We start from the raw sequence: 24,408 nt of genomic DNA on the forward strand, positions 1-24,408 counted from the left end.
AACACTAAAATTAAAATCCTATGTAAAATCAGTCGGCTTAAAGAAACTTCTCAGAAAGCCTGTCAAAGACATGCTCACTTTTTATCCATTACCCAATTAATTAATCAAGTCAACCACCAAATGAAAACACAAATACCCTGGCATGTTATGTACATGCCCCATTTATTCAAACTTACCCTTCTTTGCTTATTACTGAACTCAACGCTTCTTGTACCGTTGGTTGGAAAATCCATTGACGTAGAAAATACCTTCTCCGTACCAAGCAGAAATGTAACTGCTGAAGCATTTTCAACTAGTAGCACCGCAGACGTGACGATTACGGGAACCGTAACCGACGTATCTGGCATTCCATTGCCCGGTGTAACTGTCTCCATTCCTGGAACATCCATAGGAACCGCCACCGATCTTGATGGAAAATATGCCTTGACAGTTCCCGAAGGGTCTACCTTAATATTCTCCTTTATCGGTTTTGAAGCTCAAAGCATCGCTATTGGAACCATGAGCGTGATTGATGTTACACTATTGGAAAGCACATCATCCCTAGATGAAGTGGTAGTAGTAGGTTATGGCGTACAGCGTAAAGCAAACTTAACCGGAGCAGTGGATCAAGTCACTTCCGAGGTATTCCAAAACCGTCCTATTCCCAATATTGCCCAGGGCTTGGTGGGAGTAGTGCCCAACTTGAATATACAGATGTTCGACGGCAAGCCTACCCAATCTCCGAGCTTTAATATTCGTGGTACTACGTCAATAGGCCAGCAGGGCAGTGCGTTAGTTCTTATTGACGGTGTTGAGGCAGATCCACGGATGCTAAATCCCAATGATATTGAAAGTATATCGGTGTTAAAGGATGCTTCCTCTGCTTCGATTTACGGAGCGAGAGCAGCATTTGGCGTAGTATTGATTACCACTAAATCCGCCACCGAAGGAAAGACTTCAGTCACCTACACGACGAATTTCTCCGTAAAGTCTCCTACCACAATTCCCGATAACATCACAGAATCCTACCCTTGGGCAAAGGGATTCAGCGATGCATGGTCCAGATGGAACGACAATGGAAATACGCCGACGGCGGTAAACAAAACCTTGCCTTTCTCTCCTGGTTACTTGGAGGAAATTAAAAGAAGGTGGGAAGATCCTTCATTGCCTCGGGTAGAAGTAAATCCTTCTACCGGAGAATATGATTATTACTACAGCACCGATTGGTACAGAGAATTATACAAGGATAATTTTACGGCACAAGACCATAACCTGAGCATGACAGGCGGTAACGAGAAGACCTCTTACTTTATAAGTGGCCGTTATAATGGGCAGGATGGACTGTTCCGCTATAATTCGGATACCTATGCCATGTATAATCTTCGGGCCAAAGGATCCATACAATTGAATCCTTGGTTGCGCATGGAAAACAACACCGAATATTCCCGAATGACCTACCACCAGCCCCTGAACGTAGGAGAGGGTAGCGGCATTTGGCGAAATATCGCCGATGAAGGTCACCCCTTGGCACCCTTGTTAAATCCCGATGGCTCCCTTTCTTTTCCGGCCGCCTATACGGTAGGGGACTACTATATTGGAAGAAATGCCATCGATGATGTGCAGCGCTTCCTGAAAAACAGGATTTCTGCCCGGGCGGAGTTTTTCGACAAGAGTCTTACGGTTAACGGAGATTTCACCTTTCAAACCACCGATATCTCTTCCCAGCAAAACCGTGTGCAGGTTCCCTACAGTCGGTTTGAAGGGGTAACGGGATATACAGGTACCAATACCAACGATATACAGGAACGCAGAAGGACCACAGAATATATGGCTACAAACCTGTACGCCAACTACCTGAAATCTTTTAATGAGTCCCACAATTTTGGCTTATTGGCTGGATTCAACTATGAAAATTCAGTGTATCAAAACCTGACAGCAAGACGTAATGGAATTGTGTATGCTGATGCGGATGACATTAACTTGGCATTGGGTCAGAGCATAACCACCATAGGTGGACTTCAGAAATGGTCTATCGCGGGCGGATTTTTCCGGATGAATTATGACTATCAAGGACGTTACTTGTTAGAGGTAAACGGACGCTACGATGGTTCCTCAAAATTCCCCACCGAACAGCAGTGGGCATTCTTTCCTTCGGCATCAGTAGGCTGGGCCTTATCTGAAGAACCATTTTGGAAAGTCAATCCAAAACTCATTACAAACCTGAAGGCACGAGCATCTTTCGGTTCACTGGGGAATGGTAATATCAGTCCCTATTCATTCACGGAAAATTTCCAAATTTCTCAAATGGGACGTGTCATTAACGGAGTCCGTCCCCAGCGGACAGGGCAACCCGGCGTGGTTCCAGCCGGACTTACTTGGGAAACGTCAACTACGGGCAATATCGGGTTGGATTTTTCCAGCTTGGAAAACAAACTCCAATTTGTGGGTGATCTGTACCGACGATGGACTTCGGATATGTTTACCACCGGCCCCACACTTCCTGCTGTCTACGGTACTACCGTTCCCAGAGGCAACTATGCGGACTTAGAGACTACGGGTTGGGAACTCTCTGTCGCATGGAAAGACGGATTTACCGTGGCTGATAGACCTTTTAATTATAATATTCGGTTAGTTATGTCTGATTATCGGGCCATCATAACCAAATATAACAACGAGGAAAAACGACTGACAGATTATTACGAAGGCCAGCGTGTAGGTGAGATTTGGGGGTATCAAGTGGAAGGACTGTTCCAGTCAGATGAGGAAATTGCCAATTCACCATCTCAGGCCAATATTCGCAACACCAATACCAGAAAAAATTACGTTGGAGATCTTAAGTTTAAAAACTTGGATGGCGATGATATGATCTTTCATGGATTAAATCGTGTAGGGGATTCGGGTGACAAAACCATTATAGGAAATAGGGAACCCCGATATTCGTATGGCGCGAATTTTGGTGCGGATTGGAACGGCTTTTTCATATCTGCGTTTTTCCAGGGAGTCCTGAAGCAGGACTACTACCCGTCTCCAGAAGCTAGGTTCTGGGGACAATATAACCGTCCGTATAACCAATATCCGAGCTGGCATGAAAACAATATGTACAGGGAAGAGCTGGGCAATTTGGACGCATATCTGCCAAGGCTTGTAGGATATGTTTCATTGGGCAATGACAGAGCTCTAAGTGTTCCTAATGACCGTTTCCTTCAAAATGCTGCCTATATCCGTCTGAGAAATATTCAAGTCGGCTACACCCTTCCAGAACAAATTGTGTCAAAAATCAAAGCAACTAATGTTACGGTCTACCTTTCTGCCGAAAACCTTTGGACCTGGTCTCCCATGTACAGACTTACGAAAGATACCGACGTGACCAATATCTACGGGTCTGACCGGGATTTGGGCGGCGGATCAAGCGGGGATGGCTATAACTATCCCATGTTAAAAGCTCTTTCCGCTGGTTTAACCGTTAATTTCTAATTGTAATTTCTATGAAAACATTTCAATATATTCTAACTGCCTCAATCGCCTTAAGCTTTGCGTCCTGCAACTTAGATGAGGTCCCTGTGGACACGGGAACAAAGCAGGCAATATTTGGCTCTGCAAGTGGGCTTGAGCTTTATGCCAATTCATTTTATGATATTTTGCCGGGCACGGATGTAGGGGTATTTCAAGGGGACGATGTTTCCGATCTCGTCGCACGCAATGGGGTGGATAATTATTTATCCCCCAATGCACTCAGCCCAATCACAAGTTCCGGTTGGAGCTGGAACGCCCTTCGAAACATCAACTATTTTATTGAAAATGCCGAAAACAGTGTGATCCCTGATCGAAACAACTATATAGGGACAGCCCGGTTTTTCAGAGCTTTGTTTTATTTCGACAAGGTAAGACGTTTTGGTGACGTTCCATGGATAGATAGAACGATTGAGATAACCGACAGCCTCACCTTGCACGGCCCAAGGACGGACCGTTTTGAGGTAATGGATAAGGTATTGGCTGATCTAAATTTCGCTATTGAAAACATCTCCCTTACCTCGGATCCATCTTCTACCCGGATTACCAAAAACGTGGCTCGGGCTTATAAAAGCAGAATCGCACTTTTCGAGGCATCCTACCGAAAATACCATACAGACCACAACATGCAGGGCACAGCAAATACTTGGTATGAGGAAGTAGTAACCGCTACGAATGCCATCAACGGCTTCTCTTTGCATCAGGCGGCATCGGAAGAGAGATCCTACCGGGAGCTTTTTATCACCAAAACACCATTTGCGGATGAGACTATCCTGGCAGTTGCCTTAGATGCAAGTCTACAAGTCTTCAGTTCGGCAAACCGCCGATTTATCAGTCCAACTTATGGAAATAGGCCAAGCCTTACCCGGAACTTTATCAATATGTATCTCAAGTTGGACGGTACGCCCTTTACCAACGAGCCGAATTACCGGACGACTCCGTTTGTTGAGGAGGTAATTGACAGGGATCTACGACTAAAACAAACCATTCGCCTTGGTGACTACCGCCGGACAGAAAATTCTGTTCCCGTTATTGCTCCGCCGAACTTCAATCAGACAGTAACCGGCTATCAACCGATCAAATGGTCTTATGACGAGCGGTTTCCCTACGATGATGAAAGTAGAAACGATAATGCGCATATCATTATGAGGTATGCAGAAGTCTTGTTAAACAAAGCAGAAGCATTGGCCGAGTTGGGAAGAATGACAGCCGGTGATTGGACAGAAACTATCGGTGCGTTGCGGGAGAGAGCTGGAATTACAGGCCCCACCCTTACCACTCTACCAACGGTTGCGGATCCCTATATGGTAAATTACTTCAACGGGAAATTCACCAATCCTGTCTTTTTGGAAATTATGCGTGAGAGGGCGGTAGAATTGGTATTTGAAGGTCTTCGTCCCGATGATTTGAGAAGATTACATATAGGAGAGCTTTTTGCGGAGGCACCCATGAACGGTATGTACGTTCCCGCACTCGGTGAGTACGACTTGAATCAAGACGGGGTTATGGATGTTTTATTCTATCAGGGTACCCGACCTACGCCGTCAAATCCTTCCATAGCATTTGTAGACGTCAGTCCTTCTACCGCAGCTGGTAGAATCCAATTATCCAATGGAGCCTCCGGTGAAATAATTTGGAATCCCGGACCTAGAGAATGGTCAGATAAAAAGTATCTTTACCCTATCCCGGAAGCCGACCGCGACCGAAACCCCGCACTGGGACAAAATCCGGGCTGGTAAACAAAATTAAAAAATAAGTCAACGCAGCAGTATTCCTCCGGGAAACTGCTGCTTTATGTTAAACAAATAACCATGAAAGCATTATATCTCTTTATTCTCACCTGTTTTTTCTTCTCCGCTTCATTTGCACAACAAGGCCCTCAGCAAGCCTTCAAAGTCGCCAGCTATAACCTCCGCATGGATACCGCCAGTGACAGCCTAAATGCCTGGCCAAACCGGAAGGAAAACGTCAAAGCCTTGATTCAATACCATGATTTTGATATTATCGGCACTCAAGAGGGATTTATCCACCAAGTTAAGGCTCTAATCGAAATTCCTGGATTCGCATACATTGGTGCGGGCAGGGATGACGGCAAAGACGCCGGCGAACATTCAGCTATTGTCTATAATACCAATAGGTTTGAACTGATTGATTCCGGTAATTTCTGGTTAAGTGAAACGCCTGACAAACCGGGATTGGGTTGGGATGCCACCTGCTGTAACCGAATCGCTTCTTGGGGGAAATTCAAAGACAAGATATCCAATATTGAATTCTTTGTTTTCAATGCCCATTTTGACCACCAAGGTGTCGTTGCCCGGCAGGAGTCCGGAAAATTGATGGTGAAAAAAATCACTGAAATTGCAAAGGATGCCCCTGTAATATGCACAGGAGATTTCAATTCGCTACCGGAAACCGAGCAAATTAAAGCTATGTCGGAGCTCCTAAATGATAGCTACTTCGCAACCAAACTTCCCCCATACGGGCCTGTCGGTACCTCAACGGGGTTCCGTTTTACCGCACCGCTAAAAAATCGTATTGATTACGTTTTTGTAAGTGACCATTTTGAAGTGTTAAAATACGCAGTACTTACCGATGCCAAGGACCAGCGATATCCTTCTGACCATATGCCGGTTGTTGCGGAGATAAATTTTGTGAAATAGGGATGATTTGATCTGGGGCCATCTTCTTTCTATAAGATGGCTTCTTTTTTTATTGTTTAACGGACCGAAGTTGTTAAAGGAAAGAAATTTGTTCGTTAGTTTTTACTTTTCATGATTGCATTGATAAAATTGGGGTGTTTAATTGATATTAATGGATACCAGCCTGCCGGCAGGTTGAATATTTGTAGATATTTTGAATGAAACACAATAGAAATACAGTAGAAATATGGCCTACGGCCGAAATATAAGGTTGATATTTATTGCTTCTGGATATTTATAGATACCTGCCTGTATTCTAAGATTCCGAAGAGGTTTGCGGATATGGGATAAAGTAGAAATAGGAGCGTAGTGAATGAGTCCATTAACTCTCCGGTTACGATGTTCTGGTGGGGTGTTTTCATGAAAACCTGACGGAATACCTATTACAATTTTTCGATTAATAGTGTCATTGCCTTATTTTGGCTGATTTTATTTCAATGCCAACCCTAATGAAATTGAAAAGCAGCCCCATACAAGAATAGGGATTGCCAAAATACGAATGCCTATTCCAAATGCTTGGTACAAAAAAGTGCCAGAGTCCAGAATTAATTGAAATATTACTAAAAAATACAAGTATTTTTACCAAAGACTCTCGCTCAGGTATGGCAGTGTTTGCAGAATTAAAGTCTTTCATTCCTTCTGGATTTTTTATTAATCCATCCCTTTTCTTTAATTTAGCATAATATTTGGATAAAGAATTTATGGATTTTTTTCGTTATCCAGCAGGTATGAAAATCCCAACATTCTGAACTCAAAATCAGCCATGTAATAGCCTTCTTTTTGCAATAATCCGAACATTCTTAATCCGAGCTTTTAAATTCTCGAATATCTCAAAAGTACGATGTTAAGGGGTGAACATTGGAATAAAAATCTTCAAAGACCGATGAACTTTCCAAAAGTTTTAATTTAAATTTTGTTATTCCGCCTCTAAACCTTAATTTTAATAAACCAAAATTAGAATCGGCCTGGGAATTTTATGGATAAGGCTTTCCTGCTTCTTATGTCAGTCCTTTATATTGGTGCAGGGATAATGCATTTTATAAAACCCAAAATTTACCTTCGGATTATTCCCCCATATATTCCATTTCCTAAAATAATTAACCGAATAGTTGGTTTTTTTGAGATTATTTTAGGTCTAGGTTTGTTATGGGACCATACACGGAGTGCTTCGGCCTTCGGGATTATTATATTATTGTTTGCAGTTTTCCCAGCCAACCTGTACATGTATCAGCAAAAAAACAACCGGATTCCAAAATGGTTGTTATTTCTGAGACTGCCTTTTCAATTGGTTCTGATTGCCTGGGCATATATTTACCTTTAAATACAAATACATTGAGTTTTAGTGATTTTAATTTAGTTGGCCCGCTTCAAGAGGGGCTGGACGCCATGGGATTTGAAAACCCCACTCCGATACAGGAACAGGCCATACCTGTTATTTTGGCCGGTAAAGACCTGATTGCAACTGCCCAGACAGGCACAGGTAAAACAGCCGCGTTTATTCTTCCCATTCTGCACCATATAGTCACAGGAAATAGCCCCGGAGTAAATGTGCTGATATTGGCACCAACCCGAGAATTGGCCATTCAAATTGACCAGCAGATACAAGGGTTGGCTTATTTTCTAGGCATCAGTTCCATCCCGATTTATGGAGGAGGAGACGGCAATACTTGGGAGCAGCAGAAAAAGGCATTGGAAATGGGGGCGGAGATTGTGGTTGCCACCCCTGGCAGGCTGATAGCTTTGCTCCAGGGAGGCAAGATCAAGCTCGATACGCTGAAGTATCTTATTTTGGATGAAGCAGACCGGATGATGGATATGGGTTTTTCGGAGGACATTCTGACTATTATCAACTACTTGCCTACGAAACGTCAAACTCTGCTTTTTTCAGCAACCATGCCTGCAAAAATCAGGAAATTTTCCCAACAAATTCTAAAAGACCCTGAGGAAATATCCATTGCCTTAGGAAAAACCGCCAAGGGAGTTTCGCAATATGTCTATATGGCCTATGATCAACAGAAGGAAAACTTGATGTTGCATATTTTAGGGCAGAGAGACTATGAAGCAGTAATAATTTTCTGCTCCACCAAAGACAAGGTGAAGTCACTTTATAAAACTCTCAGGGGAAAATTTGATGTAGAGGCATTCCACGCTGATTTGGACCAAACGGAGCGGGAGAAGATTATGTCGGCCTTTAAGAGTAAAAAGATAAAAATACTGGTAGCCACTGATATACTTTCGCGTGGCATAGATGTTGAAGATATTGAGTTGGTAGTAAATTACGATACGCCCAATGATCCGGAGGATTATGTTCACCGGGTAGGTCGTACTGCCAGAGCTCAAAAGCAGGGTACAGCCATCACATTAGTCAATGATAAGGACAAGTTCAAGTATTCGAACATAGAACGGCTGATCGGATTGGATATTGAAAAATTACCGCTTCCCGAAGGTTTGGGGGATGGTCCTTCTATATCTGGTGAGTCAAGTCGGGGCGAAAGGTCCCCATTTAAGGGAAAAGGTAAAGGGCAAAAGGGGCCAAGAAACCAACATGACAAAAAAAGGAGGCCAAGTAGGGAAAATCAAACTTCGCATAATTCGGATAATATTACCCCTACCGAAGAATCTAAAAGTGATGCAAAACCTAAAAGTAGGAAATTCCCACCTCGAAAAAGCCAAATTTCTTCCGTGGAAGATCCGAAACAGACTCAGGCAGTTGACCCTAGTGAATCAGTGAATGACAAATCATCTAAGTTTAGAAACCGCAAAAATATAACCGAATAAACAGAGGAAATGAAAGACCGAAAGATTTATATCATAGGCGCAGGCATTTCAGGGCTGGTGGCCGCCATAGAGTTGGAAAAAGCCGGCTATTTCCCCGTAATTTTAGAAAGCAAGGATCGAGTAGGAGGTAGGATAAAAACGGATCAAGTGGATGGATACTTGCTTGATCACGGGTTCCAGGTTTTACTTACATCTTATCCAGAGGCACAGAGGTACTTGGATTTTGAGGCGTTAGACCTGAAACGCTTTCATCCTGGAGCTATGATTTTTGATTCTGGAGAAATAATCTCCGTTCATGATCCACTTCGGAGGCCAACTCAATTTCTGAACATGGCCTTTTCTAAGGTTGGTAATCTTTTTGACAAAATAAAAATTTATCGGTTAACCAAGGAGCTGAAGGAAAAGCATGAAGAAGAGATTTTCTCCGCTCCGGAAATGACCACTTTGGAGTATTTGAAAAAGAGGGGTTTTTCGGAGAAAATGATCCGTTTATTTTTCAGGCCATTCTTTGCGGGAATCTTTTTGGAAGAAGAATTACAAACCTCCTCCAGGATGTTTGAATTTGTGTTTAAGATGTTTTCTATCGGCTATGCGGCAATTCCAGCCAAAGGAATGATGGAAATACCCAAGCAATTAGCCGCAAAACTTCATAACACCCAGTTTAGATTTAACACCTCTGTATCTAGGATTACCCATACCGAGATACACTTGGAGTCAGGCGATGTTATTACCGCGGATGATATTATTCTTACCATACCCCCAGTGGGAATTGTTGACGGGGTTACCGATGATGCTATTACCTACCATGGGGTGACGAACCTTTATTTTTCTTTGCAGCGTTCATTTATAGCGCGTCCAATGATCAGCTTAGTACCCAATGAGTCGTTTTTGATCAATAATTTTGTTTTCATGACAGATGTAAGCAAGGAATATTCTTCGAATGGCAGGGCTTTACTATCTGTCTCGATAATTAAGGACACATCGGGTATCGAAAATCTTGAAAAACTTATCCCCCTGGAATTGGAAGTTATTTCTGGGATCAAGGCAGAACATTTTGAATTCATAATGGGTTTCAAAATTGACGACGCGCTTCCGATAACTAGTGATCTCAAATATGCAAAACCATCCCACCACCATGAGTGGCACGACCACCTATTTCTAGCTGGAGACCACCTGCTAAATGGATCTTTAAATGCGGCTATGCAATCAGGTAGAAGTGCAGCAGAAGCGGTGATCGCCGGAGATCTTTTTGTGAAATAGAGCATTTTCCTAACGGAACACCTGATGAAAAAAACAGTAGCTATAGCTGGAGCAACCGGATATATCGGCAAATGGTTTATTGACACGTTTAAGGACTCCTATAATATCATTGGGCTCAGCCGTAACCAAATCGCCTCTAATCCTTCCCCGGAGGTATCATGGCGCCAAGTAGAACTTTATTCTATCACTTCCACGCAAAAGGCACTCGAAGGAGTTGATATTGCAATCTATCTGGTTCATTCCATGAGTGCGTCCACCCGGCTAAATCAGGGTAGTTTTGAAGATACCGACCTGATCTTGGCAGATAATTTTGTCCGGGCCGCCTCGGCAAACGGGCTGGAACAGATTATTTATCTCGGTGGAATATTACCTAAGGAGGGAACACCGGAACAGTGGTCTACTCATCTCAGAAGCAGGTTAGAAGTGGAGGAAACTCTTTCGGGAGGTACTCCGGCACTTACGGCCCTCAGGGCTAGCGTGATCGTTGGGCCGGGAGGTTCTTCTTTTGATATGATCAAAAATCTGGTGAAGAAATTACCGATTTTGATGTGTCCAAAGTGGACTGAGTCGAAGACACAGCCCATTTCCCTAAAAGACACATTGGATATTCTAAATACCTGTATAGGAAACCAAAACGTATATGGTAAAGCCATAGAAATAGGAAGTCCGGAGGTGATGTCATATAAGGAAATGTTGATTCAGACAGCCAAGGTATTGAAAAAAAAGCGGGTGATTTTTTCCGTTCCATTTTTCTCACCCGGATTCTCGAAACTTTGGGTTGGTTTTTTCGGAGAAAGCCCGGCACAGTTGGTCTCGCCTCTGGTAGAAAGTCTGAGACATACTATGACAGTTTCTCCGGAATTGGAGTTTCGTGAAAAGAAAATCGATTACATGAATTACGAAGATTCTGTACGGTATGCGCTTGAGGAAACCTATCAACCCCCATTACCCAAATTTGTAAGGGCGTCGGGAAAAAGCAACAATGTCAGAAGTATTCAGCGACTACCCAATACAAGGCAAAAAAACGCCTATTGGGTAGCTAACCGGTATAAGATTTGGTTGCCGACTTTTTTTCGATTCCTGATTACCGCAAAGGAGGAACCAAAGGGCACCATTACCTTCTTCATTTTCCAAACGTCCAAGCCTATGCTACAGCTTACACTGGTAAAAGATCGAAGTGATCGTAAGCGGCAGCTTTTCTACATCACTGGCGGTTGGCTGGTTGGCAGGGTTGATTATGGCTGGCTGGAATTTAGGGAAGTAATGAACGGTAAATATATTCTTTCCGCTATCCATGAATTTGTACCCCGCATCCCCTGGTTTGTCTACCTCAATACCCAGGCAAGAATACACCTATGGGTTATGAACCGATTCGGGAAGTATTTGGAGACGAGTTTTTCCACCAAAACATCACGGAAGTAAGTAATATCGTGATTATTGTTCTTTTAACATTGACCGATGGTTTATGACAGATTTTGCTTCGAATGGAATGTGTTTAAATGATCGAAGGAATACGTTTCCTGCTGAAGAAAGTTAATCATATGTTCTTTGTTTAATTTGCCTTTTTGGATGTTCTCAAGTAAAAGGACAACTTCGTCGAAGATTTTGCCAAGAACCAAACTTTGGGATTTGGTTTTTTTCTTTGCCATTCCCAAAGGTACTTTGAGTTTTTCAAATCGCTAAGAAACCAATGTAAAAATACCTATTGAACCTGCGGTTTTTCCGCTGCGAATTCCTCCCATTCCCTAAAATCTTCCTCCTTCATAACTCTAGGAAACTTTACCTGACCGCCTTTTTTCTTTTGCTTCTCACTGTAGGCATAAAAGGTATCTGAAGGCACAACCCTTAATTCAACGTTTTTTAAGGCCTTCGATCGGGCAACTTTGTAATTCTTATTATGCTCTTGGAGATATTTGTCAAGGAATTCAGCTGCATTTTTTTCATCTACTTCTCCGGTATCTTTTCCCAAATACCATCTGTGGATGTATTCACCGTTCTCCTGAATGGCGGCAACTGTATATTCTGGAACAGTTACATCAAATTTATCCTGTAACTCTTTAATTCCCTCATCCATCTGGTGAACACTCAACTGGCTACCAACCACGTTGAGGAAAAATTTCGTTCTTCCGGTAATTTTTATTTCAGCTTTTTCCTTGTCGGTGAAGGTTACCGTGTCGCCTATCATATAGCGCCATGCTCCTGATACGGTAGATATTAATAAGATATAGTCCACGTTTTCTTCTACTTCTTCAATTGTCAGCGCTTTAGCCTCTGGGTGTACCACCCCTGTTTCGGACATGTTTTCAGGTGTAAATGGTACAAATTCAAAATATACCCCATTGTCCAATACCAACGCCATCGAATCAGTATCCGGCCTGCTTTGAAAAGCTAAAAATCCCTCGGACGCCAAATAGGTATCTATGTAAATGAGGGGATGCGCCAGAAGTTTCTCGAAACTTTTCCGGTGGGGTTCAAAGGCTACCCCGCCAGGTGTATATACTTGAAGATTGGGCCATATATCATGGATATTATCTAAATTGTTATACTCGATAACCTTTTTCATCATCAGTTCTATCCATGAAGGAATACCGGAAATACTTCCAATGTCCCAGTCCTTTGCCTCTTTGGCAATTACTTCAATCCGTTCGTCCCAATCTGCTATGGCTGATATTTCCGGTCCTGGTTTGTAAAAGTTCTGAAACCACTTTGGTATATGGTAGGCACTTATGCCACTAATTTCCCCCTCTAAAAATCCCTCATTTTCCTTCAGGTCAGTACTGCTTCCCAACATCATTACCTGACGTTCGAAAAAGTCTGCAGGCATATCGTGTTTGGAGAGGGACACTATTTGACCGATCCCCGCTTTCCTGATACTGTCTAACATATCATCTGTGACGGGGATATACTTACTTGCACTTGTTGTACCGGAGCTTACTGCAAAAAAAGAATTGATTCCTGGCCAGGTGATGTCCTGGTGGCCTTTCCGGATTTGACTCCACCATTCTGAATAGATTTTGTCATAATCAAAATAAGGAACTTCTCTCTGAAAAGCCTCTATCGGATTGTCAGCATCGAGAATCTCGCTAAATCCGTAATACTTTCCAAAGGCTGTGTCTTTACTTTTCTTCAACAAGCTCTTCAACACTCCAGCCTGCATCTCACCGGGAGAGGATTCCCAGTTTAATTTATCTCCCAATTCAATGGCTTTTTTTATTAATTCTCCGATTACTGGCATATATTGATAAGGTTCGTTTTAACATTTCTTGCAGGATTACACCAATTATCAGACCAAAGCAGTTCTAGTAAATGCAATACAAGAAATCCTGGAACGATATTGACGAGTACTTTTAGTTATAAATGAACTCGAATTGCGCAGTTTCCTACTAGATCATTTAAAGAAAAATTTTCACTAATTCATTTAAAATTACTTGACCGGATATTTTTTTGTTCTAAAAATTTTGTATATTAAACTCCATAACATATAAAACGGTTAAAACCTAAAATAGCTTACTATGAAAAAGTTACTTATTTTATCCACTTTGCTGTGCATATGCATTCAATTTAGCCAAGCCCAAGAGAAGCGATACCTTGTTTTTGAATTTATCCGAGTTGATAAGGGAAAGACTGTAGACTATCTGGAATACAAGGACTTTCTGTCCAAAGTGTATGAGCAGGCAGTAGAGAAGGGAGATATAATCGGGTGGGACTTATGGTCACTGAAAAGTGGTTCTGAAACTGACCCTTACCAATATGCTACGGTGACCTATTTTAAAGACCCCGTGAAGATGATGGATAGTAATGATCCCGAAGTCCTGATGCAATACGCCAAATCTGCCTACCCTGATCTGAATGAATCCCAAATTACTGAACGGATAAAAGCTTCCTTAGAGGATAGGGATCTAGCAATAAGATCTTTTATGGTAGAAATTGCCAGGACAAATGATTCATACGAGTTTAAACCAGGTACACTTGCATCCTTTGACTTAATGAAGGCAGTCGAAGGAAATTTTGAAGATTATGAAGCTGCAGAAAAAGAGATTTTTCTTCCTTTACACCAGAGAAAAATAAAAGCAGGATTGATGGAAAATTGGTGTTTGTTGCGCACAGCCCTGCCCACCGGCAGCCAGGCAAGCTCTACCCATATGACCATGAATGTTTACAAAGACTATCTGCAATTCTTCAACTCAATGGAATACGAAGACATGGAAATGACAGCAAGTATGCAGGAAAAAGTGGAAAAGGGCTTGAAGTCAAGGGATCAGAAATGGGTTCATTTGGCTACCTTGGAAACCATGGTGAGGTAAATTTTGGAAATTAGAATTGTATTTAAAGGCCGGCTAATAATGCTGGCCTTATAGTTATAAATTATGGGTTGAAGACTGGGTCCTTCCAATTATTTTTTCGACAGATAAGTGCCATCAGAAGATTGACTCCGGAATGAAAAACCATTAATAGAAAAATAGCCAGTAGCGGCACACCAAAAATTTGATAAGGCCAGGCATAGGTCCATACCCCCAGGTTAATGGTAATAATTTCCCCAATAGTGGGGAAAACCATGGCTACCAGTAACGCCATGATTAGCTTTCCCGAAAATCCTGATATAGGTACAGAAATGACAAGTTGTTTTTCTATTTTATATATATATGTGAATGCCAAGCCCCAGGCGAATGGCAGCCAGAAAGGAAATTCTCTTCCATTTGCCAAATCATGGTATTGCCAATAACCATAATAAATACCCCACAACTCGCACAATATTCCAAAAATGGCACTTATAACCAATCCAGTTAGGTAGATATACCTGTCATGGCTTTTTTTGGCGAATTTTCTCCCCACGGTCATCAACATGTAGATCGCAAGAATTAAGGCAACCCACCCGTCATAAGCGTGGAAAAGGCCTATCATAACTCCGGCAAGAATTAACTTTGACAGGTTTTTTATCAGGATAGAGGAAAGTTGACTTTGATTTAAGGAAATGGTGGCTGTTTTCAAAATAAGAATAAATAGATCAAACTTGTTTCAAATCAATTATAGAGAAAAAAAGTGACTTGTTGCTACAAAGATAGCCATTGCTACAAAGTTTTTCAAAATGGGTTGCGAAATGTAGCTAAATTTTTCTCAAACGAAGTTGCCGGATCATCTCGGCGATACCGGAACTAGCGGTGTCTTGGATTGTTATCAGGTTTTTTACGGGAGGAACCACAGGCACTTTTATGTCTATGACAAATTTTGGAATATCCCGGGTGGTATAATTTAAAAGACCGGCGGCCGGATATACCAATAATGAGGTGCCGACTACTGCAAATATATCTGCGTTTTCTGTAGCTTCAATGGCGGGATCCATCATCGGAACCTGTTCTCCAAACCAAACGATAAATGGTCTGAGTTGGGATCCTTTTTCGCAGGTGTCACCTAAATTTAATTCCCAATGATCCATTTGGTATACCAACCGAGGATCTTGGGTACTTTGGGATTTGAACAGTTCTCCGTGTAGGTGAATAACTTTGCTGGATCCTGCTCTTTCATGCAGGTCATCTACGTTTTGGGTGATGATCGTGACATCATATTCTTTTTCCAAATTTGCCAATTGGATATGGGCTGCGTTGGGTTGGGCAAGAATGCAGGCTTGCCGCCGCTTATTATAGAAATCCAATACTAAGGCTTTGTCTTTATGCCATCCCTCTGGAGAAGCTACTGCCATGACATCATGGCCTTCCCACAATCCGTTGGAGTCTCTGAAGGTTGCGATGCCACTCTCAGCCGAGATACCCGCACCACTCAATATTACCAAGCGTTTCATTATGAGTTTGTTTTTTTAAAAAGCGTCTGAGTCATAGATAATTATCTCCACTTTTCTGTCCTCAGTTCTCGACCCTCGATTTCTGTTCCTTATCAGTAGTCCTCCCGGTTTGACTGAAATCCGGTCTTCATCTACATTATGCTGATTTACCAGCAGGGCTTTAACATGATTTACCCGCTTTTCTACCAATTGTAAGTTGTAAGAAATGTCTCCAGTATTGTCCGCAAAACCAGAAAGAGTGACGTAGAATGCAGGCTGCGCTTCCAAAATAGCGACAACAGACTCCAGTTTCTGCTTCTCTGACTCCTCCAGTTGGTCTCGGTTGATGCCAAAATAAACTTCTTTTTTGGAATTAGGAAGTCCAATGATAATTTCTTTGTCCAAAAATAGGGTGTCTGCTTGGCTACGCCATGAATTATCCATTGGGGGTACCTGATTTAAACTTTCGAAAGGCTCGGACCTATCATCTTTGGAAATATCGGTAACTTTTGCTTGAACCTGCAAAGAATCATTAAAAGTGCTTCGCTCACTTATTGGATCAGCTTTTTCACCGACTCTTGGTATGAAAACTGGAGCGATGGTATTAGATCGTTGATTTTGTCTATTCAATTCCGATCTAGGTCTATAAATAGTCGAAGTACGGGATTGTCCATATTCCCTCGGGTATCTGGTAGTTCTACTTCTATTTGACGGATCGGATTGCATATAAATGTTTTGTTCCCAGGGATCAGGCTGGATGTAATTGTATGAACTGTATGGTTGTGGTTGGTTTTGATAAAGACGTTGACTTTGCGAATAGGGGAAAAAGTAGCTGTCCTGATCAGTAAACTGCTCCTGAAAAGTTGGTTCGCTTCCAAGAGGATCCGACTGGTCAAATGTTTGTGAGAGCTGTCGCCAATTATCGTTTTGGACAAGGGCCCCATTGAGCTGATTATAGAATTCCCGGAAATTTTGATTAAATAAAACCGTATCAAAAGTTTCATCATGATCAATTTTTTCCTCTAACATAATTCGGTCTAAACTGTCGATTCGGTTATTTCTAAATTGAATCTGATCATTTATTATACTACGCCGATAACTTAAGCTGTCTGCTTTTTCACTTAAACGGGTTCTATACCGATTTAGGGAATTGATGTTTTCTAGATCTTGATCGGTCGGTTCCTCTAAGTTGGCCCATTCTGAGGCTAATAGGTTAACGGAATCCATCTCGGCGTATAAACCTTCTATTGAGCGCGTATAATATTCTTCCTCCCGCTGCTCAGCAAGTAAAGCAAGGGATTCCTCAGTCTTGGCGACTCTCCAAGAGAGTAGTTCATTGCTTCTTTGAGGGGGGTTAATCTGGAAGAAATTGAAATATTGGTTGAAAGGTTGCGTAGGGACAGTAGTGGCGGCAATTGAGTCTTTTTCACGGATTTGGGTTTCTTCTTCCAATTTTGCTATTGCTTGGCTTTTAGCATATGTTTTTCCAGGGCTGACCCTGGATGCCCTAAATGCCTGCCGGGATGGCGCTAAACTGAATTTAAGGCCTGCATGGTGGTAGATGTACCAATCATTTCTCCCATTTTCATCTCCCCTCCATCTATTTTCCGCATTTACCTCATTGGTGCCAGGCATAGCGGCATAAGCTTGGAATTCATTTGAGTAGGACTCCCTATATACTCCACTCACATCGTCGAGGTAATCCGTGGAACTGTGTCTGAAATCACTCTGAACAAATAGTTCTATTTGTTTAGCTATTTTAAACCGTATCCCCAGCCCAAGACCATAATAGAATCCCCGATTAAAATAGCCTTCCTCCAATTCCGTATTGAGGGAGCGGAGGTCTGTTTCAAATTGTCTGTTGGGAATTACCATACCACTGGAATAATCGTAAGGTAAACCAGCGTCATCCAGTAAATCGCCGGAAACATCAAATTGAAATATCCCTGCTCCCAAAGTAAAATAAGGGGCCATAAAAGCAGTTTTGTTAAGGATCCGATCATTGTCCGTGCGAAAAACAATTGCCAGCCCCGCATCTTGAAGTCTAGTTTGGAAATTTAGAGACCGATTAAAATTGGGAAGCTGTGTTTGAAGTATCCCATCCTTGTTCATATAGCGGTCACTCATAGTCATATGGTATTGACCTCCTGAAAGCATCAAGCTCAACGAACGACTTATCCTTCCTTCCAAAGAAACTGAATAGGAAGCTTCCGGAATATAATACGGATTATAATCAAAATGGCGTAGTAAATTTTTGACACCTTCTACACGGTAAGGACTGAGGTCACCGTAATAGTTGGTGTAGCCTACCCCAAAGCCAAGCCGGTATTTATACGGATCCAACTGGGCGAAGGAAGTTAAAACCCAACCCATCAGAAATAGAATTACTATCAATTTTTTAAACATGGCTTATTTATTCAAGCCCAACCAAAGGTTAAATTCAAGACTAAACCCGATAAAGGGATATAGTGTAATGTTTTCCAATGAACTATTATTTACTTCCGAGGAGGTCAAGACTGCTCCTGCATTAAATCTCAATATTTGGAACATGGAATAGCCAAGTCCAATATATGAGGGTCTGCCAATCAGGGGACCACTGATAGATACTCCATCGCTGTTAGTCATATTGTTGGTAAATATGCCTGTAGATAAAGAAGCATTTCCCAAAAACTTTGTAAATGCCTTTCTTCCGAGCGGGACGGCAATCCCTACATAAGGAGATGTACCATAATCGAAGTTATTAAAATCCCCTCCAAAATAGGCTCCCGCATAGCCGACATTTATGGGAAGGTAGTTAGGTCTTTTTTCCGTCGGGAAATTGTCAATGTTAATTATTTCCACGAGCATCAATAAGTTTGAGCGTAGGTACTGATCTGCCTCCGCCTGGGTAAGAGCAACTAGCTCATCGATAAGCTGACTTGCATAAATAGCCTCATCTCGCGAATCATCATCTTTCCTCCGCAATATGTTAAATTTTGCGTTTCGAAGACGAAGGTTATGGGTCTGTTCGATCTTTTGCCGGACGACGTCACTGAATCCTATAAATTCCTGATCCAGAGGATGTGTATAATTTGCAACGCCCTGAAATAGGATTTGATTTAACTGGGTCATCATTACCCGCTGAGAGGACATTGTTTGCAGTCCCCGTCTGCTTACCTCATAATTCGCACGGATATAAGCCTCCAGATTGTTCAATATGGATTCTTTAAGTTCCTGCATATCCTCGGAACTTGCTCTTTCATAATACTTCATGGTAAGCGAATAATTCTCATTGCTCCGAAGGGGATTTGTAATGAAAAGCTCAAACAATTCACTTTCTTGGAGATATGGTGTCTTCCACTTATAAGAATTTCCAGAATTGTCAGATTTTCGCGAACGATAAATATCCATCGTTACCAATCGGACACTTGAAGGAATGCGTCCTTGGATATTGAATATTTCTTCTGAAGGCAGAGGCAACCCCCCATTAAGTTGGTTTTTGGCACCGGAATATTCCACCGTTTTGATTTGTGAAAAACCAATTAAAGGCAGAAAAAAGATAAATAGGTAAGGTATTATTATTCTCATGATGTATATTGGCTAATTATCCCTAGCAATATAAGAAAAATTACCAAGAATAGTTTGGAATTTTTTGATGGATATTTAATAAATTATTGAAAAAAAGACTAATTACAGAAACATACAACTTTGTTATATGGTTTTTGTTTATCAGAAATTTAGAAAAAAACTATATCGTTGGTAAGTAACTGTGCATAAGAATATTAAAAAATATAGGCATCCAAAAATTTTGGATGCCTACAACATATCTATTTTTTCTTTTTAAACCCTTTTCCCTTTTTTGGTTCTGGTTGATTTTCGATAATACTGACCGTTTCTTCATAGGTAAGCTGATCGGCCTCTTTATCTTTTGGAATTTTAAAATTATTCTTCCCTACTTTAATATAGGGCCCCCATCGTCCATTTAGAATTTCGATTTCGGGATTCTCGTCGAAGCTCTTGATATGTTTTTTGGAATCCGCTTCACGCTTGTCTTTAATCAATTGAATAGCTTCATCCTCAGTAATAGATAGCGGATCAAGTTCTTTGCCCAAAGATACAAATTTACTGTCATGCCGGATATAAGGACCAAATCTACCAATGGCAGCAACAATTTTCTTATCTTCAAATTGGCCTACATCTCTGGGAAGTTTAAACAACTCCAAGGCATCCTCCAATGAAATACTCTCTATAAATTGCCCTTTCTTAAGACTGGCGAATTGCTTCTCCTCATCTTCTTGTTCTCCGATCTGAACTAATGGACCAAACTTGCCTAACCTTGCGATTACTTTTTTTCCTGTCTTTGGATCAATCCCGATTTCTTTGGAAGAATTTACGTCTGTTCTCTTGATGTTTTCGGTTTCCTCCACTCGGGTATGGAAGCTGCCATAGAAATTCGCTATCATTTCTTCCCATCGCTGCTTGCCGTTGGCAATATGGTCAAATTCCTTTTCCACATTCGCTGTGAACGAGAAGTCAATGACGGTAGGGAAATGTTCCACCAAAAAGTCATTGACCACCATTGCAATATTCGTGGGGAAGAGTTTGTTTTTTTCGGCTCCCGTATTTTCAGTTTTCTCAGCTTCGGTGAAGGCTCCGCCTTGAACGAGCATTTCTACGTATTTTCTGGGTGTACCTTCCCTAGATTCCTTTATGACGTAATTCCTCTTTTGAATCGTAGAAATGGTAGGGGCGTAGGTAGATGGTCTTCCAATGCCCATTTCTTCCAGTTTTTTTACCAGAGACGCTTCAGTATAACGGGCGGCGGCACGCGTAAATGACTGTCTACCTTTCATCTCCTTCAGATCCAACTGCTGACCTTCTGCGAGCGGTGGAAGAAGTCCTTTGCTTCCTTTTTCCTCATCATCCTCATCGTCTTCCGAGCTTTCCAAATAAACTTTTAGAAACCCCTCAAATTTGATGACTTCTCCGCTTGCGGACAAGGTCTGATCTGAATTGGATATGGCGATGGAAACATTTGTTTTTTCGAGTCGAGCATCCGCCATTTGGGAAGCAATTGCCCTTTTCCAGATCAGTTCATAAAGCCGCTGTTCGTTTCGGTCATTTCCGGCCTCACTAACAGAAAAATCCGTAGGTCTTATAGCCTCGTGGGCTTCCTGCGCCCCTTCTGACTTTGTAGTGAATTTCCTCTTTTGATGATATTCTTTCCCGTACGATCCTACTATTTCGTTTTCGGCACTCGCCATGGCGTCTTCTGACAGATTAACACTGTCTGTACGCATATAGGTAATTTTCCCGCCCTCATAAAGCTTTTGGGCAATATTCATCGTTTGGGCTACCGAAAAATAAAGTTTTCGACTGGCCTCCTGTTGAAGGGTTGAAGTGGTAAAGGGAGCAGCAGGAGTTTTCTTGGTAGGTTTGGTTTCAAGAGATTTGATTGAATAAGCTGCTTCCATGCACGCTTTAAGAAAGGCCTCAGCCTCTTCCTTAGTTTCAAATTTCTTGGGAAGCTCCGCATACAGGTTTTTGCCTTTTACGTCAAATATGGCTGTAACTTTATAAGAAGAAACGGAATTGAACTTTTCGATCTCCCTTTCCCGCTCCACAATAAAGCGTACGGCTACCGACTGTACCCGACCGGCGGAAAGTCCTGCTTTTATTTTCTTCCAAAGCACCGGGGAGAGTTCAAATCCGACCAGACGGTCCAAAATTCTCCGTGCCTGTTGGGCATTTACCAAATCGATATCTATGGAACGGGGATTTTCCATCGCCTTGGCGATGGCTGTTTTTGTGATTTCTCGGAATACAATCCTCCTGCTGTTATCGTCCTTTAGATTTAAGACTTCTTTTAAATGCCAGGAAATGGCTTCCCCCTCACGGTCATCATCACTTGCGAGATAAATCATTTCTGATTCTTTCACTAAAAGTTTTAATTGCTTGATAACCTCCTTTTTATCGGGGGATACTTCGTATGTGGGTTTGAAATGGTTTTTTATGTCAATGGCATTTTCACCTTTGGGAAGATCCCTGACATGGCCATAACTTGAGGCGACTTTGAAGTCTTTTCCGAGGTAACCTTCGATTGTTTTTGCCTTTGCCGGGGACTCGACTATGACTAAGTTTTTTGGCATAGTTTCTTTTTATTTATTGTGGAAAGCAGCATGCTTCCTTTAAATTTGGCCTAAAAATAGATGTCATATTATTCTTGTCCAAATATTCGGGGTACCCAATTTTTTCTGGTGTGATATTTTCACATGAAAATTGGCTTAAAAATTAATAATAATTATGCAAGTAGAGAAGAAGTTAACCTTATTAAGGCATGGGGAAGCCGCTGTAGGAATGGGTCAATCAGGAGACCTAAAAAGAAAACTTACCCAACAAGGGAGAATACAACTTTTACGGTTAAGTAATCTCCTGGAGTTTGAAGAGATGCATTTCGATTACGCCGTCTCTAGTCCAGCTATGCGTTGTCTCGAATCACTTGAAATAATCAATAAAGAAAAAAGAATTCCAAAAGTAGAAAAAAATCCATCTATTTACGATGCGCCTGTTATGGGTCTTCTTGACATAATCAATTCATTTGAAGATACTTATTCAAATGTGTTATTGATTGGCCATAACCCCGGGATTAGTCATTTAGTTGGTTTTCTTACCGGAGACAGTTCCATTGTCTTTGTACCAGGGATGTTGGTTAGAATCTCCTTTGAATTCGCCGACTGGAAATTGGTTTCAAGAAATTCAGGCCGAATTTTGGAAGTAATTCAATGATTTTCTGGTAAATAAACACGCGGTAATTGTTTATTTGGAAATTTTTTTGAGCCAAATTTTTGAATTTTCTTTAATCAAATCCCTAGCTTTGCAGGAAAATTTAACGACCTAACTGCATGGCGCAGCGCATACGATATTTTTTTGGTTTGTTTTCCGATGCGATCAAAGGGGAGGAACAGGATTATACCCGGATTCCGCTCAAAACCGGCATTTTTCTGCTTGCTGTCCCCATGATTTTGGAGATGGTGATGGAATCACTATTTGCGGTGGTAGATATATTTTTCGTTGGAAGGTTGGGTGAACATGCCATAGCTACAGTAGGACTTACCGAGGCGATCTTGACCATTATTTATTCTGTCGGCGTTGGTATCAGCATGGCTGGTACGGCTTTGGTGGCAAGGCGGTTTGGGGAGAAGGATTATAAACGTGCCGGGACAGTTACCTTTCAGTTGCTGTTGGTTGGGGGAGGTACATCCGTACTTATGGGTATTTTGGGATATAGGTTTGCGGAGGAAATATTACAGCTTATGGGTGCGGAACCGGCGGTTATTTCAAGCGGCATAGGATACACCCGAATAATTTTTGCCGGAAATACAGCCATAATGCTTCTGTTTTTAATCAATGGAATTTTTAGGGGTGCTGGGCAGCCTCATTTGGCCATGCGGGCACTTTGGATTTCCAACGGACTGAATATCATTTTGGATCCATTGTTAATTTTCGGGATCGGAAATATAGAAGGGTTTGGAATTGAAGGCGCAGCTTGGGCGACTACGATTGGTAGATCGGTGGGGGTTTTTTACCAGCTGTATCACTTGTTTAACGGTAAACACCGCTTGGTGATAAAGAAATCCAATCTAAAAGTGCGTTGGGTAACGCTGAAAAGGATTTTTTCTATTTCCATCGGAGGGATGGGGCAGTTTTTGATCGATGCGGCTGCATGGATAGTTTTGACCCGTATAGCGGCGACTTTTGGAAGTTCCGCAGTGGCTGGTTATACCATCGCCTTTCGGATCTTAATGTTCAGCCTGATGCCTGCTTGGGGACTCTCCGCGGCAGCTGCCACTTTGGTGGGCCAAAGTTTGGGAGCCGGTAAATTTATGCGGGCTGAGCTTTCAGCGTATCTGACGGCCAAGTATAATTTTTATTTCTTAGCCGTGGTAACCGGATTATACCTGCTGTTTGCCGATGGACTGGTAAGTTTATTTGCCGATAATCCGGAAGTCATAGAGGTGGCTGGAAATGGGTTGAAAATTACGGTATTGGGCTATATTTTTTATGCTGTGGGAATGGTAATGGTCCAAGCCTTTAACGGTGCTGGTGATACAAAGACTCCTGCCTACATTAATATTGGTGTTTTTTGGCTTTTAGAAATTCCACTCGCTTACCTAATGGCGGTTTCTTGGGGTTTTGAGGTCACCGGAATCTTTATTGTAATTGCCTGTTGCCATTCCATTCACGCACTGATAGCGCTTTGGTTTTTCAGGAAGGGGAAATGGAAGAAAATGCCTCTTTAGAAGTAAATCTTCAAGTTGGATATGTTTTCGTAGCCGTGCTTTTCGCTAAGGGAGTTTTTCATAGCGCCATAAACTGTAATTTTTTTGCCAATTATCTTAAAATCTAAAATGGCCTCTTTTCCGTGTG

General features: G+C 41.9%; 16 protein-coding genes. 9 read left to right on the top strand and 7 right to left on the bottom strand.

Annotated elements, in window-relative coordinates:
- Positions 1–120 precede the first annotated feature (120 nt).
- From FQ608_RS24845 to FQ608_RS24870, 6 genes are all read left to right on the top strand, one after another.
- A complete protein-coding gene (locus FQ608_RS24845; protein ID WP_234364385.1) occupies positions 121–3,453 on the top strand; it encodes a SusC/RagA family TonB-linked outer membrane protein in 3,333 nt (1,110 codons plus the stop codon).
- 11 nt (positions 3,454–3,464) lie between these two features.
- Complete coding sequence (locus FQ608_RS24850) at positions 3,465–5,228, top strand: RagB/SusD family nutrient uptake outer membrane protein (RefSeq protein ID WP_158861198.1); 1,764 nt, start codon at positions 3,465–3,467, stop codon at positions 5,226–5,228.
- 72 nt (positions 5,229–5,300) lie between these two features.
- Complete coding sequence (locus FQ608_RS24855) at positions 5,301–6,149, top strand: endonuclease/exonuclease/phosphatase family protein (RefSeq protein ID WP_158861199.1); 849 nt, start codon at positions 5,301–5,303, stop codon at positions 6,147–6,149.
- A 1,425-nt stretch (positions 6,150–7,574) separates the two neighbouring features.
- The gene (locus FQ608_RS24860; protein WP_199856469.1) at positions 7,575–8,966 is read left to right on the top strand and encodes a DEAD/DEAH box helicase; all 1,392 of its coding nucleotides are present in this window, start codon (positions 7,575–7,577) and stop codon (positions 8,964–8,966) included.
- A gap of 9 nt (positions 8,967–8,975) precedes the next feature.
- Positions 8,976–10,226 (top strand): NAD(P)/FAD-dependent oxidoreductase, encoded by a 1,251-nt coding sequence (locus FQ608_RS24865; RefSeq protein ID WP_158861201.1) that lies wholly within the window; start codon positions 8,976–8,978, stop codon positions 10,224–10,226.
- Between the two features lie 24 nt (positions 10,227–10,250).
- Entirely contained in the window at positions 10,251–11,648 is a 1,398-nt protein-coding gene (locus FQ608_RS24870) for an NAD-dependent epimerase/dehydratase family protein (RefSeq protein ID WP_158861202.1), read from the top strand.
- A 41-nt stretch (positions 11,649–11,689) separates the two neighbouring features.
- Here the strand turns inward: FQ608_RS24870 and FQ608_RS24875 are convergent, their stop codons facing one another.
- Positions 11,690–11,875, bottom strand: a complete 186-nt coding sequence (locus FQ608_RS24875) for a hypothetical protein (RefSeq protein ID WP_158861203.1) — start codon at positions 11,873–11,875, stop codon at positions 11,690–11,692.
- Between the two features lie 53 nt (positions 11,876–11,928).
- Positions 11,929–13,461: a GH3 family domain-containing protein gene (locus FQ608_RS24880; RefSeq protein WP_158861204.1), complete on the bottom strand. Its 1,533-nt coding sequence runs from the start codon at positions 13,459–13,461 to the stop codon at positions 11,929–11,931.
- Positions 13,462–13,738: 277 nt separating this feature from the next.
- On the opposite strand from FQ608_RS24880, the gene FQ608_RS24885 reads away from it, so the two are divergent.
- Positions 13,739–14,530: a hypothetical protein gene (locus FQ608_RS24885; protein WP_158861205.1), complete on the top strand. Its 792-nt coding sequence runs from the start codon at positions 13,739–13,741 to the stop codon at positions 14,528–14,530.
- A 61-nt stretch (positions 14,531–14,591) separates the two neighbouring features.
- On the opposite strand, the gene FQ608_RS24890 is transcribed toward FQ608_RS24885, so the two are convergent.
- From FQ608_RS24890 to topA, 5 genes are all read right to left on the bottom strand, one after another.
- The gene (locus FQ608_RS24890; RefSeq protein ID WP_158861206.1) at positions 14,592–15,215 is read right to left on the bottom strand and encodes a hypothetical protein; all 624 of its coding nucleotides are present in this window, start codon (positions 15,213–15,215) and stop codon (positions 14,592–14,594) included.
- Between the two features lie 115 nt (positions 15,216–15,330).
- A complete protein-coding gene (locus FQ608_RS24895) occupies positions 15,331–16,023 on the bottom strand; it encodes an SIR2 family NAD-dependent protein deacylase (protein ID WP_158861207.1) in 693 nt (230 codons plus the stop codon).
- A gap of 15 nt (positions 16,024–16,038) precedes the next feature.
- Complete coding sequence (locus FQ608_RS24900) at positions 16,039–18,408, bottom strand: OmpA family protein (protein WP_158861208.1); 2,370 nt, start codon at positions 18,406–18,408, stop codon at positions 16,039–16,041.
- Between the two features lie 3 nt (positions 18,409–18,411).
- Positions 18,412–19,569 (bottom strand): hypothetical protein, encoded by a 1,158-nt coding sequence (locus FQ608_RS24905; RefSeq protein WP_158861209.1) that lies wholly within the window; start codon positions 19,567–19,569, stop codon positions 18,412–18,414.
- Positions 19,570–19,808: 239 nt separating this feature from the next.
- Entirely contained in the window at positions 19,809–22,130 is a 2,322-nt protein-coding gene (gene topA, locus FQ608_RS24910) for a type I DNA topoisomerase (RefSeq protein WP_158861210.1), read from the bottom strand.
- A 154-nt stretch (positions 22,131–22,284) separates the two neighbouring features.
- Here topA and FQ608_RS24915 point away from each other — a divergent pair, with 154 nt between their 5' ends.
- Positions 22,285–22,767, top strand: coding sequence for a SixA phosphatase family protein (locus tag FQ608_RS24915; RefSeq protein WP_158861211.1), 483 nt, complete (start codon positions 22,285–22,287; stop codon positions 22,765–22,767).
- Between the two features lie 116 nt (positions 22,768–22,883).
- Positions 22,884–24,281, top strand: coding sequence for an MATE family efflux transporter (locus FQ608_RS24920; RefSeq protein WP_158861212.1), 1,398 nt, complete (start codon positions 22,884–22,886; stop codon positions 24,279–24,281).
- The last annotated feature ends 127 nt before the right edge of the window (positions 24,282–24,408 follow it).

This window comes from Lunatibacter salilacus (genome assembly GCF_009797935.1).
GTDB classification, from domain to species: Bacteria; Bacteroidota; Bacteroidia; order Cytophagales; family Cyclobacteriaceae; genus Lunatibacter; species Lunatibacter salilacus.

What these genes read in the sequence shown, in the direction of transcription:
- FQ608_RS24845 (WP_234364385.1), top strand. Translation starts at nt 121, where the DNA reads ATGAAAACACAAATACCCTGGCATGTTATGTACATGCCCCATTTATTC.
- FQ608_RS24850 (WP_158861198.1), top strand. Translation starts at nt 3,465, where the DNA reads ATGAAAACATTTCAATATATTCTAACTGCCTCAATCGCCTTAAGCTTT.
- FQ608_RS24855 (WP_158861199.1), top strand. Translation starts at nt 5,301, where the DNA reads ATGAAAGCATTATATCTCTTTATTCTCACCTGTTTTTTCTTCTCCGCT.
- FQ608_RS24860 (WP_199856469.1), top strand. Translation starts at nt 7,575, where the DNA reads ATGGGATTTGAAAACCCCACTCCGATACAGGAACAGGCCATACCTGTT.
- FQ608_RS24865 (WP_158861201.1), top strand. Translation starts at nt 8,976, where the DNA reads ATGAAAGACCGAAAGATTTATATCATAGGCGCAGGCATTTCAGGGCTG.
- FQ608_RS24870 (WP_158861202.1), top strand. Translation starts at nt 10,251, where the DNA reads ATGAAAAAAACAGTAGCTATAGCTGGAGCAACCGGATATATCGGCAAA.
- FQ608_RS24875 (WP_158861203.1), bottom strand. Translation starts at nt 11,875, where the DNA reads ATGGCAAAGAAAAAAACCAAATCCCAAAGTTTGGTTCTTGGCAAAATC.
- FQ608_RS24880 (WP_158861204.1), bottom strand. Translation starts at nt 13,461, where the DNA reads ATGCCAGTAATCGGAGAATTAATAAAAAAAGCCATTGAATTGGGAGAT.
- FQ608_RS24885 (WP_158861205.1), top strand. Translation starts at nt 13,739, where the DNA reads ATGAAAAAGTTACTTATTTTATCCACTTTGCTGTGCATATGCATTCAA.
- FQ608_RS24895 (WP_158861207.1), bottom strand. Translation starts at nt 16,023, where the DNA reads ATGAAACGCTTGGTAATATTGAGTGGTGCGGGTATCTCGGCTGAGAGT.
- FQ608_RS24900 (WP_158861208.1), bottom strand. Translation starts at nt 18,408, where the DNA reads ATGTTTAAAAAATTGATAGTAATTCTATTTCTGATGGGTTGGGTTTTA.
- FQ608_RS24905 (WP_158861209.1), bottom strand. Translation starts at nt 19,569, where the DNA reads ATGAGAATAATAATACCTTACCTATTTATCTTTTTTCTGCCTTTAATT.
- topA (WP_158861210.1), bottom strand. Translation starts at nt 22,130, where the DNA reads ATGCCAAAAAACTTAGTCATAGTCGAGTCCCCGGCAAAGGCAAAAACA.
- FQ608_RS24915 (WP_158861211.1), top strand. Translation starts at nt 22,285, where the DNA reads ATGCAAGTAGAGAAGAAGTTAACCTTATTAAGGCATGGGGAAGCCGCT.
- FQ608_RS24920 (WP_158861212.1), top strand. Translation starts at nt 22,884, where the DNA reads ATGGCGCAGCGCATACGATATTTTTTTGGTTTGTTTTCCGATGCGATC.